At 40.0% G+C, this 15,297-nt stretch carries 14 protein-coding genes; 10 read left to right on the top strand and 4 right to left on the bottom strand.

Annotation, left to right across the window (positions count from 1 at the left end; all coding sequences use genetic code 11):
* Positions 1–267: 267 nt before the first annotated feature.
* Positions 268–1,242 (bottom strand): lysylphosphatidylglycerol synthase transmembrane domain-containing protein, encoded by a 975-nt coding sequence (locus AL038_RS01795; protein ID WP_062148145.1) that lies wholly within the window; start codon positions 1,240–1,242, stop codon positions 268–270.
* 266 nt (positions 1,243–1,508) lie between these two features.
* On the opposite strand from AL038_RS01795, the gene pap reads away from it, so the two are divergent.
* Both pap and AL038_RS01785 read left to right on the top strand, forming a co-directional pair.
* Entirely contained in the window at positions 1,509–3,104 is a 1,596-nt protein-coding gene (gene pap, locus AL038_RS01790) for a polyphosphate:AMP phosphotransferase (RefSeq protein WP_062148142.1), read from the top strand.
* A gap of 69 nt (positions 3,105–3,173) precedes the next feature.
* Entirely contained in the window at positions 3,174–3,683 is a 510-nt protein-coding gene (locus AL038_RS01785; protein WP_062148139.1) for a SixA phosphatase family protein, read from the top strand.
* A 294-nt stretch (positions 3,684–3,977) separates the two neighbouring features.
* Here the strand turns inward: AL038_RS01785 and AL038_RS01780 are convergent, their stop codons facing one another.
* The 3 genes from AL038_RS01780 to AL038_RS01770 form a co-directional block, all read right to left on the bottom strand.
* Positions 3,978–4,832, bottom strand: a complete 855-nt coding sequence (locus tag AL038_RS01780) for a hydrogenase expression/formation protein (protein WP_062148136.1) — start codon at positions 4,830–4,832, stop codon at positions 3,978–3,980.
* Between the two features lie 30 nt (positions 4,833–4,862).
* A complete protein-coding gene (locus AL038_RS01775; protein WP_062148133.1) occupies positions 4,863–6,335 on the bottom strand; it encodes a RimK family protein in 1,473 nt (490 codons plus the stop codon).
* 229 nt (positions 6,336–6,564) lie between these two features.
* Entirely contained in the window at positions 6,565–7,671 is a 1,107-nt protein-coding gene (locus AL038_RS01770; RefSeq protein ID WP_062148130.1) for a GNAT family N-acetyltransferase/peptidase C39 family protein, read from the bottom strand.
* A gap of 429 nt (positions 7,672–8,100) precedes the next feature.
* Between AL038_RS01770 and AL038_RS01765 the strand changes: the two genes are divergently transcribed.
* The 8 genes from AL038_RS01765 (at position 8,101) to era (ending at position 15,267) form a co-directional block, all read left to right on the top strand.
* On the top strand, positions 8,101–8,580 hold the full coding sequence (locus AL038_RS01765; protein ID WP_062148127.1) for a SoxR reducing system RseC family protein: 480 nt from the start codon (positions 8,101–8,103) through the stop codon (positions 8,578–8,580).
* A gap of 41 nt (positions 8,581–8,621) precedes the next feature.
* On the top strand, positions 8,622–10,079 hold the full coding sequence (locus tag AL038_RS01760; protein ID WP_062148124.1) for a DegQ family serine endoprotease: 1,458 nt from the start codon (positions 8,622–8,624) through the stop codon (positions 10,077–10,079).
* Between the two features lie 107 nt (positions 10,080–10,186).
* Positions 10,187–10,435, top strand: a complete 249-nt coding sequence (locus AL038_RS01755; RefSeq protein ID WP_062148121.1) for a glutaredoxin family protein — start codon at positions 10,187–10,189, stop codon at positions 10,433–10,435.
* Between the two features lie 169 nt (positions 10,436–10,604).
* Positions 10,605–12,398 carry a translation elongation factor 4 gene (lepA, locus tag AL038_RS01750; protein ID WP_062148116.1) on the top strand — a complete coding sequence of 598 codons (1,794 nt, stop codon included), beginning with the start codon at positions 10,605–10,607 and terminating at the stop codon, positions 12,396–12,398.
* Positions 12,399–13,268, top strand: a complete 870-nt coding sequence (lepB, locus tag AL038_RS01745; protein WP_062148114.1) for a signal peptidase I — start codon at positions 12,399–12,401, stop codon at positions 13,266–13,268.
* Between the two features lie 55 nt (positions 13,269–13,323).
* Complete coding sequence (locus tag AL038_RS01740) at positions 13,324–13,704, top strand: DUF4845 domain-containing protein (RefSeq protein ID WP_062148111.1); 381 nt, start codon at positions 13,324–13,326, stop codon at positions 13,702–13,704.
* A complete protein-coding gene (gene rnc / locus AL038_RS01735; protein ID WP_062148108.1) occupies positions 13,701–14,378 on the top strand; it encodes a ribonuclease III in 678 nt (225 codons plus the stop codon). The genes AL038_RS01740 and rnc overlap by 4 nt, the downstream gene beginning before the upstream one ends.
* Entirely contained in the window at positions 14,368–15,267 is a 900-nt protein-coding gene (era, locus tag AL038_RS01730; RefSeq protein WP_062148105.1) for a GTPase Era, read from the top strand. Before rnc ends, era begins: the two co-directional genes overlap by 11 nt.
* The last annotated feature ends 30 nt before the right edge of the window (positions 15,268–15,297 follow it).

The raw sequence follows: 15,297 nt of genomic DNA, 5'->3' as shown, positions 1-15,297 counted from the left end.
AGCTAACGCAACTTAGAAAGCAGCTTAATGTAGGGTGGAATAGCGTAGCGTATTCCACCATAAAACGCCACAAATAGCTGAGTTTATGCAGAAAGCTTGCACTATTGTGGAATACGGCTTGCGCCTATTCCACCCTACAATAATCATTTTAAAGTGCGTTAGCTATACTAGATTTTTAAAACCTAGTGGGTCTTTATCAAACAAGTGTCGGGTGCATTACAATACGAAAAGAAGTCTCTACTGTATCCTACGCGCTATCAAACCATATTAATGATTAGACACCGTTTGTGGGTCTTTAGATAAGTGAAAGCCACAGTATAAAGTTACTAATCCGCCCTGTATGCCTAATACAGCAAATTGAATAAGTTGTAACACAACGGAATAAGCAACAGCGGTGCTGCTATCAATATCATAAAGTTTTAAAGCAAGAATCGCAGCAACTTGATAAATCCCAATATATCCCGGTGCAGAGGGTAACGACGCACCCAACATAATAAATACGCCAACCGTAATCGCCGCACTATAAGGGAGTGTCCAACCAAATGCCGTCATGATTTGCCAAAGAATATAATAATCGCCTAAAAAAATAATTAAGGTTATAGGTACGACCGCAAGCGCGTACGGGGCTTGACGAAAATCTATAATCCCTTGTAATCCATGACTATACCAATGTAATAATCGTGTTTGCCAATGTTTTTGAAAATGCCATTTTTTTGCATAAATCAGTAGTTTATCCGCCATAAACAGTAAGATGGACAGGATAAGCACGCAGATAATAAAAACCCCTACCGCACCAACGCCAACACTGGCATCAATTTGACTGCCATGTAACCAGATAACAAATAACATAAAAATACCAACCATCATCATATCCAACATACGGTCTATTACTGAACTAGACAGGGCTTTCCCAAAGGGTAATCCAATAAAGTGATGAATGGCTAAAACCCGCAATACTTCCCCCGCTCGCAAGGGATAAATCATATTGCCTAAAAATCCAATTGCCGCCGCTTGCCAAAAGGCTTTAAATTGTTGTAAGCCTGTATTGGCAATTAATAACCAACGGAAAGCACGGAGTAGCACAATGCATAAAATCCCCAATATGGCAAATAAGAGGTGGTTAAAGGAAAGTTGTGTTAGTGCTGTCAAAAATAATTGCCAATCTAGGCGTGCAAGAACAAAAATCAGTAATAATAAACTGAATAATGTCCCTACAATAATAAGCTTATGTTTTTTGTTCATTTAACTCTCAGTGTATAAATCAGACAGTGGTAACAGTCAGATTGTAATTTATCATTATTATCGGATAGCAGAATGTTTAATAACACTTAACAAACGTCAATATTTACTTACCCGTTGTAAAGAATATCATTACAATAGCCCTGACGCATAAAGCGTGGAACGGGTAGAATAAAAAAGTCTGTACAAGCCGTTGTGTGAAGTAACCATAATAAATAGCTGTTTACATAATAACGTACAATGATTGTTAAACTTGATAGAGGGAAATTATGTTTGAAGCCGTTGAATTAGGTCGTAAAACGAGTAAAGAAGAATACAAAACCCTATTGCCTGAACTGCGTGCAGGTTTATTACAAGCCCAGTTTGCGTTAAGTAAAACCAATGCACCCGTTATTATCATTATTTCAGGGGTTAACGCCGCAGGACGGGGAGAAACGGTTAATGCACTCAATGAATGGTTAGATACACGTGGATTAGAAACCATTTCACTAGACATGCTCACGGATGAAGAATTAGAACGTCCTTATGGATGGCGATTCTGGCGTAACTTACCTGCGCGTGGACGCATAGGCATTTTCTTTGGTGGATGGTATGCCGATGCAATTAATGAATACGCGCTTGGTAATATAGAAACCAGTTTATTTGATGAAAGTCTTGTTGCGATTCGTCGATTTGAAAATATGTTGGTTGAAGACGGCGCAATTATCCTCAAGTTTTGGTTGCATCTGTCGAAAAAAGACCAGAATAAACGCTTAAAGAAGTTGGAAAAAGACCCTAATAGTATTCGTAGCGTCTCAGGGAATGATTGGGAGTTAGCGGATTTATATGATAATTTTGCACATGCCGCTGAACGTGCCATTCGCCACACAGATTCGGGGGCTGCACCATGGACATTAGTAGAAGCGACAGATGAACGATATCGCAATTCAATGGTTGCAAGAACCTTATTGGAAATATTACAAAAATTTCTTAATAGCCATGAAAAAGCGCGATTAGCCGAAGACATTGCAACGCTACAATCCGCCAGTCAAACACAAATTGATGATGACCAGATAGCCCCTTGTAATCCACTGGTTGCACAACTCAATACACCACTAACTGTCTTAGACAGGGTCGATTTAAACCAGACAATAACCAACAAAAAATATAATGAAGAGTTACGCCACTATCAAGGCAAATTACACCGTTTAAGTTGGTTAGCAAATAAAGAAAAACTCTCAACAGTCATTGTTTTTGAAGGCTGGGATGCCGCAGGCAAAGGCGGTGCAATTCGTCGCATTACTCAACCATTAGACGCACGTTTATATCGGGTTATTTCTACCGCAGCACCAACGGATGAGGAACGAGCGCATCATTATCTTTGGCGGTTTTGGCGACATGTTCCCCGTGCAGGACGTTTTACACTCTATGACCGCTCATGGTACGGACGTGTATTAGTTGAACGTGTAGAAGGCTTTGCGCAAGAACATGAATGGAAGCGTGCTTATTTAGAAATTAATAGTTTTGAAGAGCAATTAGTTAATGCTTATGTACAACAAGGGGATGACCGTCAAGGATATGGCGGTGGCATTGTGCTGAAATTCTGGCTACACATTAGTAAAGAAGAGCAGCTACGCCGTTTTGAAGAACGTGAATCGGTTGCTTATAAACGCCATAAAATTACCAGTGAAGATTGGCGCAATCGAGAAAAATGGGATGCTTATGCGTTAGCTGTTAATGATATGGTCTCACGGACAAGTACAGATTATGCCCCTTGGACGTTAATTCCTGCGAATGATAAACAACTGGCGCGTCTTGAAGTGTTGAAAACCGTCTGTGAACGTCTTGAAAAAGCCTTAGACAGCAGAAAACGATTTAAAAAATAGACTGTTAATAGGCTGTTTAGGTGAATATTTTCTATTGCTAACCGTCTGTAGTCTTTAAAGGATTAAATTATGAACGTTTTATTAGTCCGTCATGCCATTGCTGAAGACCGTGATGTTTTTGCTATGACAGGCAATACAGACGATTTACGTCCCTTAACGCTTAAAGGGATTAGTAAAATGCGCCAAAATGCGTTAGGAATTAGAACACAACTTTCAACTATTCAGCATATTTTCAGCAGTCCTTTTATGCGTGCTGTGCAAACGGCTGACATCTTATCTGAACTTTATCCAGATGCACATCGCCATATTTTACCTACACTTGCCCCGAATAGTTCTATTCATGATATTTTAACGGCTATACAGGCAGAGGCTAACACGCATCATACTATCGCACTTGTCGGGCATGAACCTGATTTGGGCGAATTGGCTACATGGTTACTGACCAAACATGTCTATAATTGGCTCTCTCTTAAAAAAGGCGGAGCCTGTTTGCTAAGTTTTGAAAATAAAGTGGATGTGGGAGAGGCGCAATTGTGTTGGATGCTAACCCCCAATCAGTTGCGCACATTCCCAATGTAACCTGAGTTCGGGATAAGAAATAGGGAAAAATTAATAAATTTAATTGGTTTATCTCGTTCCCACGCTGGAGCGTGGGAACGAGAATTTCTTATCCCGAACTCAGGTTAATGTAATAATAACTTGCATAAAAGTAGCGGTGTTATATCGCATTGTCTGAATTAGGAAAATGACTCATCGTTACCTTTTTATTTTTGGTATTACGCTTATTTTTAAGTTCCGAAAATTTGGATAATTCTGAGAATTCTGATTCAGACAGGCTTTTAAGTATCGCTAGATTTGCAGCTTACGGTTGTTTTATAACCAATTTAAATAATCCCGCATAATACCTTGCAAGCGTTTTTCGCTGTCTTCTAAATCTTCTTTTGCTGCCTTTGCAACTTGGGGAATATCAACAATTTCAATGGTATTTAAAATTAAATTATCCATTGAATTATAATAGCGTACCCACCAAACATAGCGAATCGCGGTGCTAGTAATCCGACAGTTACCATATCCTTTTGATAAAATTGTTGTTGTCCCCGTTCCTAGGCAATTTATCATAAAAGTTTGGTCTTCTTCGCTGATAGGTAACAGGCTAAGATTAATCACATGTGCAGGCTGGTTTGGTGCGCAGGTTTGTTGTTTAGCATCTACTTCAACCAAAATTGCGGGTGCATTCATCAGATTAGTGGGTACATCCCCTAATGTAAGCCGTGTTTGTCCTTCTTCATGAATAATGTCGCGTAATAAGTTGGGAACTTCGCCTATATCCAATTGTTGATGAACGATTTTTCCTTGTTCATCTAGGCGTTGTAAATGCCAAATCCCTGCCATGACGGATTCTTGAATATTAACAATGGATTTACCTGTACATTTAATTTTAACTTCGCCATCACCCAGCACTTGCCCAATAAAATTGAGATTTTTGGCATCTAACTCACCTAATTCTATGGTGTTTGCTGTTTGTGTTAGATTAAATGCTTGTACCATCTCATAAAGTTTTTGCAGGGTCGTTTTTGCCCCCGTCATTTCTGCCGTTAGCGTTTCGGGTTCTGGCAGGCGTGGCGGGCGGTAGGTGTGCATTTCCGTCGGCATGGATAAGTAATTCAATGCTTCATCTTCAGCAACAGGCTGGCTGCCTATGCCCACATTCAGCGGATAATATGACATTGGTTTTATCTCGGTTTTTAAAGGCGATGATTAACGTTGTTGTTTTTTACGAATACGGCGGATAAATTCTTTAAGAATAGTGTGATAAATCTTGTCTTTACTAACGGCATTTTCCACCCCTTCATCTAAATTGGGGTTGTCATTGATTTCAATTACAACTATCCCTTTATCAGTTTGTTTTAAATCAACACCATAAAATCCATTGCCGATTTGGTTGGCGGCTTTAACTGCCGTTTTTATCACTTTCTTTGGGGTGTCTTCAATAGCAAAAGTGCGGAAGTTGCCATAATTAAACTCACCGTTTTTATCATGTTTGACAATTTGCCAGTGCGCTTCTGACATGAAGTATTGACAGGCAAAAATGGCTTTACGGTTCAAGATACCAATACGCCAGTCGAAAGTAGTATAGAGATATTCTTGGGCAAGCAAAATATCTGAATCTTTAAACAGTCTATTGGTCATTTCTAAGACTTCTTCTGCGTTTTCTGCTTTAAATACACCCCGCGAGAAAGAGCCATCGGGAATTTTTAAAACCACGGGATAAGGGATTTCATTTTCCAGTAGATGTAAATTATCCTTATGTAAAATAAAAGTTTTTGGTATTGGTGTACCACTAGCCTTGAGTAGTTCGGCTAAATAGACTTTGTTGGTACAACGTAAAATAGAATCGGGGTCGTCAATGACTACTAGGTTTTCACTTTCGGCTTTTTTTGCAAAGCGGTAGGTGTAATGTTCAATATTAGTCGTTTCACGGATAAACAGGGCATCATATTCCGCTAAACGGGCGTAATCTTTCTTTTTGATAAGGTCAACATCGATACCCAATTCATTACCAATGGTGATGAATTTTTCTAGGGTTTCTGCATCTGAGGGGGGCAGTTTTTCATTGGGGTCATAGAGAATGGCTAGGTCATAACGGGTGGTGTGTTTGGTTTTCTCGCTATTATCATATTCTCGACGGGTGTAAACATTCAGGGCTTCAATAAAAAGAGGGTATTGGTCTAGCGGTAACGCATTTAGTTGAATGGGTTTAATCGATGAGATATGCCATGAACCTGAATAGCTAAACTCTACTTTCATTAAGGGACAACTAAAAGTTGCAAATATCTGTCGTGCAATTTTCTTCAAGTCAGATTTATCACAAAACCCAAATAAAATATAAGTTTCTAGCACTGTTGGCATGTTGCCATTGTGTTTGCCTAAACATTTATGCAGAAAATCATCTAGGCTATCAGTGTCTAGGCTATAAATCGCTTTACTGCTTAAATCACGCAGGGTGCGCACGCTAGGAATGATTTTGTGGTGGCGTGCTTCAGCAAGGAGCGAGCAATAGTAGCCGCGACTTAAATAACGATAGCTACGACATAAATTAATGACACGCACGTTTTTGAGTGAGAAATAATAAGGCTGAGAAATATAATCTTTAACGGAGACAATTTGCATTTCAGGAAAAGATGAATGCCAATCTGTTGTGTTTTCAACAACCACAAGGTGGGGGGGCATATTAATTGTTTAACCTCAATGAATACATGATGGAATAACAAAATAATAAGAGGATGGGTTTTAATCTGCACGATAAAACGGTGAGATAACACATTAAATTTTGGTTAGTAATCGTGAGCAAATGGTCAGCATTATTGTGTTGTAAGGGAATTTGTAGTGTCACAAAAAAAGGCAAGTTTTGGGTACTTGCAAACATTTTTAGCTGTCACAATAATTCGCTGGGCGAGCATTAGGCGGTCTTTTTTCTAAGAAATAACACGGCTTTCTGAGCTGATTTGCCGTACCGCGCCATGCGTTCAAAGTCTTTACGCAAAATCGGCATGTTGATAGAGTCCATGATACTTTCATCAGCGGCATCGTCAACAAGTGGGTCATGTGCATAAATGTATTTGTCATCAAATCCTGTAATAACAACCCAATGCGGGAACTTTTCTCGATAAATACGGTATGAACTAATTAAAACAAGGGGAATTGCGCCTACATCAAATTTTGCCTTAATGCCAGCAACGTTTAAATTACCATAGACAAGATTGATGGGTAAGCGACTAATTTCATCTAAAAAATCCGCTTCTACTAAACGCATAACTGATTTTTTTTCAGGATTACGTACAGAATCAATGAACATTGCATCAGTTGCTGCTTTGTCACTGACATAAATCTCCACGTCATAACCACGATGATGTGCAGAAAGTGCCAAGCCATAAGGACCACAGCCACCATGTCCTGATGTCATAAAGATGGTGGTTGCTTCACGCCAAATACGCAATTCTAAACGACGATTTAATTCCAAACTATTGTCCAACGCCCGCATTGCCATCATGAGTGCTGAGGGACCACAGGTAAACTCTAGCGTTTGTTGATAAAACGGAACGCTGACCATTTCACGGGCGATATGAGGAGCAAGGAATTTTTCAAATCGCAACGCGCGCATGTGGTCTTCGTAGTAGTCGGAAACTTCATCGAAGTATTTATAACCATTTTTTTTAACCAATCCTTGCATGATGATATTATCACCGCGCGTTTCTAGGCGTAATGAAACACAATCATGTGCTAACGCAATTTCTTCAGCGGTGGCAAACAGTGTTTTAGCAATGCCGCGTTGTTGGTAGGCTGGACGAATGGCTAGTGAATATAATCGCGCCATTGAAGTACCACGACTAAGCAATAACATTGTATAACCACGAATAACTCCTTGTTCTTCTTCTACTATGGTGTGTGCGTGGGCTTTGCTGAGTAGGTAGCGAAAATTACGGCGAGATAAGCGGTCAGTGTTAAAACATTCGTTTTCAATCACTAACAGTGCATCAATATCGTCTAGGTGAGCAGGACGAATCATAGTAGCGCAACCTCTTTGCAGTATTGTTATCGTCTAAATCCGATTGCACTATAGCAAATTAACCGTCAGGCAAGAAATGTGAGGACATGTTAAACAAGTAAGGATTTTGTGATAGGCGCATCGTTGAATAACGTGATTGGAGACTGTCTGAATAAATATTTTTAGGATTATCAGGTAATCAGCGTTATTAAGTGTCATTGTTTTTATCTTGGCTAATGTTGAAAAGTCTAATTTAGGTGATTATTGCGTTTATCCTTTTATTTACGTTTAGCATCATTATGGCTTGGTGTGGCGTTGGCTGTTAAGAACCTTAATTTACAAAATGCCTATAAAGTTATCGTTAATGCTACTATTAAACAAAGAGACTACAATCTTCAGATATTTTAGGTTGGTGTGCAAAGTCGCGTTATTAGTTTAAGGGTGAATTTTATGTTAGAAGAAGAAGGGGTTGTGGTTGAAGCAACTGAACAATTTGTTTGGGTGCGGACGCAACGGACAAGTGGTTGTTCGCATTGTACGGTGAATAGCTGTGGAACAGGCAGTTTGGATGGCTTGTTTGGACAGAAGGTTAATGAGGTCAAAGTCATTAATAATTTATCTGCTAAGTTGGGGGATAAAGTGGTGATTGGTTTGGAAGAACAAGCCTTAGTCCGTGGTTCGTTACTCCTTTATATTTTACCGCTTTTGTTTTTATTCGCTGTTGCCGTTAGCTATGAAAATATCGCGGCTTCTGTTGGTTTACCCAGTGGCGATGGATGGACAGCATTAGCGGGTTTGGTTGGTTTGGCGGGTGGTTTGGGTGTTGCGCGTTATCTTTCGGCTCTTTTGTCTGAAGATAGTCGTTATCAGCCTATTTTATTAAAAATCGCCACACCTACGTTGTATTATCAACCTAATTTTAACAAGTAACGGTTTTTAACTGTTTACCATAAGCACCGTTGGGAGCGAATATGCGGAAGATTTTTGTTTATCCTTTGTTAGTAGCGGGTTTAACAATTGGACTATTCAGTGGTATTTTACAGGCGCGCAGCTTGCCTGAATTTACAGAATTAGTGGAAAAATATGGTCCTGCTGTTGTCAATATCAGTACAACGGCCAAAAAAGAACCAAATACGAGCAAAGAGAAAAAACTCCCCCAAGTAATTCCGAACTTGCCTGAAGATGGCCCTTTTAATGAGTTTTTTCGCCGTTTTTTTGAAGATGAAGAGAATGCACCTTATCTTAATGAAATTCCATCAACCTCGTTAGGCTCGGGTTTTATTATTTCGGCTGATGGTTACATTGTCACCAATAACCATGTCATAGAAGATTCAGATGAAATTATTGTTCGTTTAACTGACCGTCGGGAATTTACTGCGGAGTTGATTGGCGCAGACCAACGAACAGATTTAGCCTTACTCAAATTGAACGCAACAGATTTGCCCTTTGTAAAATTAGGCAGTTCAAATGATTTAAAAGTGGGCGAGTGGGTGTTGGCCATTGGTTCACCCTTTGGTTTTGAATATTCTGCAACGGCAGGTATTGTGAGTGCGAAAGGACGTAGCTTGCCGTCAGATAGTTATGTTCCGTTTATTCAAACAGATGTCGCTATCAACCCGGGTAATTCAGGCGGCCCTTTATTTAATCTTGATGGGGAAGTGGTGGGGATTAACTCACAAATCTATAGCCGTACAGGCGGATTTATGGGGTTATCTTTTGCTATTCCTGTTGATGTGATGAAAAATATTATTGACCAATTGCGTGAAAGTGGCAAGGTTTCTCGGGGTTGGTTAGGTGTTTTAATTCAGGATGTTACTCGTGAACTGGCTGAGTCTTTCGGGATGCAGAAACCACAAGGTGCATTAGTGGCAAAAGTGTTGCCAAATAGCCCCGCGGCAACGGCTGGTTTTCAGGTTGGCGATATTATTATCGAGTTTAATGGCAAGAAAATTGACCATTCTTCTGATTTACCGCCCATTGTTGGCATTACCCCGTTAGATACAGTGGCGACAACCAAAATTATCCGTGCGGGTAAAGAACAGAGTTTACAAGTCACCATTGCCGAATTACCACCAGAAGAAGATTTACAAAAAAACATCACAGGACAGGCAAAATCTAGTCGTAATAAATTAGGCTTAACCTTAGAAAACCTTGATGATAATCAACGTAAAGAAATAGACCTTGCTGAAGGGGGTGTATTGGTTAAGGCGGTAGAAGGTGTTGCTGAAGAAGCGGGTGTGCGTGCAGATGATATTGTCTTGATGATGGCGAATACCATGATAAAAGATGTCGCACAGAGCGAAGAAATTATTGCCAGTTTACAACCGGGGCAAGCAGTCCCCATTCTGATTAAACGGGGTGGCTCACAACTGTTCCTCGCGCTAAAAATGCCAAAGGAAGAGAAAAAAGAAGGTAGTAAAAAGGAATAAAATAAGTCGCTTATTACAGTGACTACTATTTTACGCTTACACAAGACCTAGCAGGTTTTAAAAACTTGCTAGGTCTTTTTAACTGAGAAACGCAAATACTTTTTGTTATGCACGCACCCCTATTGCTAACGGTTTATACCCGTGCAGGTTGTCATCTTTGTACAGACATGCAACGAGAGTTAGTTGTTTTACAACAACGTTATCCTTTCACGATAGAACTCATCGATATTGATAACGATGTGACCTTGAAACAACGGTATAATACGCGTGTGCCTGTACTTGCTGTTGGGGAAACGGAACTTTGTTACTACTTCCTAGAAGAAGAGTCCTTAGAGGCATATTTCAGGGAATTGTGAAATCCGTTAGAATACAGCGTATTTTCTGGTGTAAAAATCAAGAATACTGATATAACCGTTTCATAATAGTTGTGATAGCACAATTGTTATTGTATTTTCTTCTAAAAATCGCACCGCGTTATAGCGCATGTGATTTTTAGCTTATTACCGCTCAAACACGTTGTTTTACATGAAAAACATCCGAAATTTTTCTATTATTGCCCATATTGACCATGGTAAATCCACACTCGCCGACCGTTTTATTCAAACTTGTGGTGGTCTTGCTGACCGAGAAATGGAAGAGCAAGTGCTGGATTCTATGGATTTAGAACGCGAACGCGGCATTACGATTAAAGCACACAGCGTAACCTTGCACTACAAATCACAAGATGGACAAACCTATCAATTAAATTTTATTGATACGCCGGGACATGTCGATTTTTCCTATGAAGTTTCCCGCTCTTTAGCCGCTTGTGAAGGGGCTTTATTGGTTGTAGATGCTGCACAAGGCGTTGAAGCACAAAGTGTTGCAAACTGTTACACCGCTATCGAACAAGGCTTAGAAGTCCTACCTGTCTTGAATAAAATTGATTTACCCTCAGCCGAACCAGAACGGGTTATTCAACAAATTGAAGAAATTATCGGTATTGAAGCAAAAAATGCCGTGCGCGTCAGTGCTAAAACAGGGGTAGGGATTGTCGATTTACTCGAGGAATTATTAAAGCGTATTCCACCACCACAGGGGAGTGTCGATGCGCCATTGCAAGCCTTAATCATAGATTCATGGTTTGATAATTATTTAGGTGTAGTCTCTTTAGTGCGTGTTGTAGATGGACGCTTAACTAAAGGACAAAAAATTATGGCAATGTCTAATGGCCGACGTTGCCAAGTGGAAAAAGTGGGGGTTTTCACACCTAAACCACTAGATTGCGAATTTTTAAGTGCTGGAGAAGTCGGCTTTGTCGTTGCGGGGATTAAAGAAATTGATGGCGCACCTGTTGGCGACACCCTAACGGGTATCGAGCAACCTGTCACTGTCCCATTACCCGGTTTTAAACCCATTCAACCGCGTGTTTTTGCGGGTATGTATCCGATTGATGCCTCTGATTATGAAGCATTTCGTGAAGCATTATCTAAATTAAGATTGAATGATGCAGCACTGCATTATGAACCAGAAACTTCATTGGCATTGGGTTTTGGGTTTCGCTGTGGTTTTTTAGGCATGTTGCACATGGAAATTGTGCAAGAACGGTTAGAAAGAGAGTATGAGTTAGACCTCATCACAACCGCACCAACCGTTATTTATGAAGTGGTGACGACAAAAGGCGATATTGTCATGATTGATAATCCCGCTAAATTGCCCTTACAAAATTATGTAGCAGAAATGCGAGAACCTATTGTGGAAGTCAATATGCTCTTACCACAAGAGTTTTTAGGCAATGTTATCAGTCTATGTATTGAAAAACGTGGTGTGCAAAATAAGCTGTTATATACTGGTTCACAAGTTTCCCTTGGGTATGAATTGCCCATGAGCGAAATGGTATTAGATTTTTTTGACCGCTTAAAATCCGTTAGCCGTGGTTATGCTTCTCTTGATTATCACTTCCTCCGTTTTCAGGAAGCGAATTTGGTAAAATTAGACGTGTTAATCAATGGGGAAAAAGTTGATGCGCTTTCTATTGTCGTTCACCGTGACCAAAGTGTTTCACGAGGACGTGACCTTGTAGAAAGAATGAAAGATGTGATTCCTCGCCAAATGTTTGATGTAGCTATACAAGCAGCGATTGGCTCACAGATTATTGCGCGACAAACCGTCAAAGCCTTACGAAAAAATGTGTTAGCAAAGTGCTATGGTGGTGACATTAGTCGTAAACGTAAACTATTAGAAAAACAGAAAGAAGGGAAGAAACGCATGAAACAAGTAGGGTCTGTTTCGATTCCACAAGATGCCTTCTTAGCTGTTTTACACGTTGGAAAAAAATAAATGAATTGGGATTTAGCTGCTTATTTAGTGATATTGGTTGCAGTTAGTACGGTAATATGGCTATATGATGTATTACTGCTCGCGCCTAAACGTAAAGCTGCGTTGGCACGCTTATCAGAAAATGCCAGTGAGCGGGATTATCAAGATGTTGGGCAAATCCCTTTTTTCGTGGATTTAGCACGTTCACTACTACCTGTTTTTATCATTGTGCTTGTCTTACGTTCTTTTCTGGTTGAACCGTTTAGAATTCCATCAGGCTCTATGATGCCTACCTTGTTGGTTGGTGATTTTATTCTGGTGAATAAATATACCTATGGTATCCGCTTACCTGTCCTAAACTGGAAAATATTAAACATTAACGAACCACGACGTGGTGATGTGGTTGTGTTTCGTTACCCAGAAAACCCTACCATTCCGTATATCAAACGGGTAGTCGGTGTTCCCGGTGATAAGATTGAATATCATCATATTAACAAGATGTTGTATGTTAATGGTGAGCCTATTTTACAAGTTCCATTAGGTGCTTATATTGGTATGGGTTCTAGTGCTGATATGACACAACAAAAAGCGGAAGAATTAACAGAACACTTGTTTGACAAAAAGCATTCTATTTTAATCATCCCCGAAAAAAGAACGCCTATTCCACAAACAATCAGCAGTTGGAATATTGAAAAAAATCAGTATTTTGTGCTGGGAGATAATCGGGATAATAGTTTAGATAGCCGTTTTTGGGGCATTGTGCCAGAAGAAAACTTGATAGGTAAGGCTTTTTTTATTTGGATGAGTTGGGATACAAAACTACCTAATTGTCAGCTTTTCTCTCCAACCAGTTGTATTAATTGGGGAAGAATTGGCAACAGTTTGGATTAGGTTTTTACGAAATGAAATACCCTGAAACCCAGTCGTTATATGAGGAGTGAAGTGCATGAAGATAAATAAGCATCAACAACAAGGCATGGGGATGTGGAGTCTGTTATTTTTATTAGCCGTCTTAGGTACTATCGCATGGGTTGGCTTAAAATTGGTTCCTTTGTATTTGGAAGGTAAAAAAATAACCATGGCGTTAGAAAGTGTTCGCTCACAACCTGATTTTGCCAGTATCACAAAACCTGAGTTTTTTAAACAAGTTACTAAGCGATTGGAAATTGATGGCATTAACCGCCTTTACAACAAAGAAGTACAAGATGCGGTAATTTTTGAACGGGTACCGAAAGGGATGCGGATTACCGTGCCTTATCAAGCTCGAGAACCTCTTTTTGACAAGTTTTATTTTTTATACGACTACGAACATACCATTGAACCTTGAAGACGGACTATTCAGCTTTATATAAAGTCTTAAACTATCTGTTTAGACAAGAAACTTACCTGACTATGGCACTGACACACCGTAGTGCAAGTAGTCAAAATAACGAGCGTCTGGAGTTTCTGGGCGACTCGTTACTCAACTACATCGCCGCCGAAGCCTTATTTGAACGTTTTCCAACAGCCAGTGAGGGAGAGTTAACCCGTTCACGTGCAACACTCGTTAGAGAAGAAACCCTTGCAGAAATTGCGCAACAGATGAATCTGGGCGATTATTTGCAATTAGGGGGGGGAGAATTAAAAAGTGGTGGTTGGCGCAGACCTTCTATTTTAGCAGACGCACTGGAAGCAGTTTTTGGTGCTGTGTACTTAGATAGTGATATGAATACTTGTCGACAGGTTGTTTTACGGCTATTACAGACACGGTTAGACAACCTATCGCCACACAAAATCAACAAAGACCCTAAAACGTGTTTACAAGAATATTTACAGGCACAACAACGACCGTTGCCTATTTATCGTGTACTCACTATACAGGGTGATCCACCTACCCAACATTTTGAAGTGGAATGTATGATTGATGGATTAGCAGTTCCCGCGTATGGCACAGGTGATAGTCGGCGGCGGGCAGAACAAGCGGCAGCACACAAGGCACTTAATATTTTACATGGAAACTGACAATTATCGTTGTGGGTATGTAGCAATCGTTGGTCGCCCTAATGTAGGGAAATCAACTTTATTAAATCACTTACTTGCACAAAAAATTAGCATTACTTCGCGTAAACCTCAAACGACACGCCATCGTTTGTTGGGCATTAAAACAGAAGAAAATGCGCAAATCGTTTATGTTGATACGCCCGGTATTCATCAGGATAAGCATACGGCGATGAATCGTTATTTAAATCGCACGGCATTAGGCAGTTTAGATGGCGTGGATTTGATTGTTTGGTTGGTGGAGGCGTTGGTATGGACAGAAGAAGACGCACATGTCTTGAATATTTTGGAAAGTACGACATTACCCGTTATTCTTGGCGTGAATAAAGTTGATAAGGTGGCAAATAAGGAATCATTATTACCTTATTTAGAAGAAATTACGCAAAAGCGCGACTTTTTAGAGGTTTTTCCTTTATCAGCATTGCGGGGCGTTAATTTAACCGAATTAGAAGAAAAAATTATCGTACAATTGCCATTAAGTCCTCCCTTATTTCCTGCAGACCAAGTTACTGATCGGAGCGAACGTTTTTTCGTAGCAGAAATGATACGTGAAAAATTGGTTCGACGTTTAGGGGCTGAATTACCTTATCGATTGAGTGTGCAGATTGAACACTTTGCCGAAGAAGAGAAACTTACCCATATTAGCGCGATTATTTGGGTTGAACGAGAAGGACAAAAAGCGATTGTTATTGGTAAACAAGGGCATGTTTTGAAAAAAGTGGGAGAAGAAGCACGCAAAGATATCGAGGTGATGTTAGCGCAGAAAGTCTTCTTGCAACTGTGGGTTAAGGTCAAACAAGGCTGGCATGATGATGATCGTGCTTTGCGTCAATTAGGTTACTCTGACGATTAGTAACGGTTCTAACATGGGGCGAGTTGATTC

Origin of the sequence: Beggiatoa leptomitoformis (genome assembly GCF_001305575.3) — a bacterium.
Taxonomy (GTDB): Bacteria; Pseudomonadota; Gammaproteobacteria; order Beggiatoales; family Beggiatoaceae; genus Beggiatoa; species Beggiatoa leptomitoformis.
The sequence above is the reverse complement of the archived record's forward strand: the minus strand, read 5'-3'. Positions and strand labels throughout refer to the sequence as shown.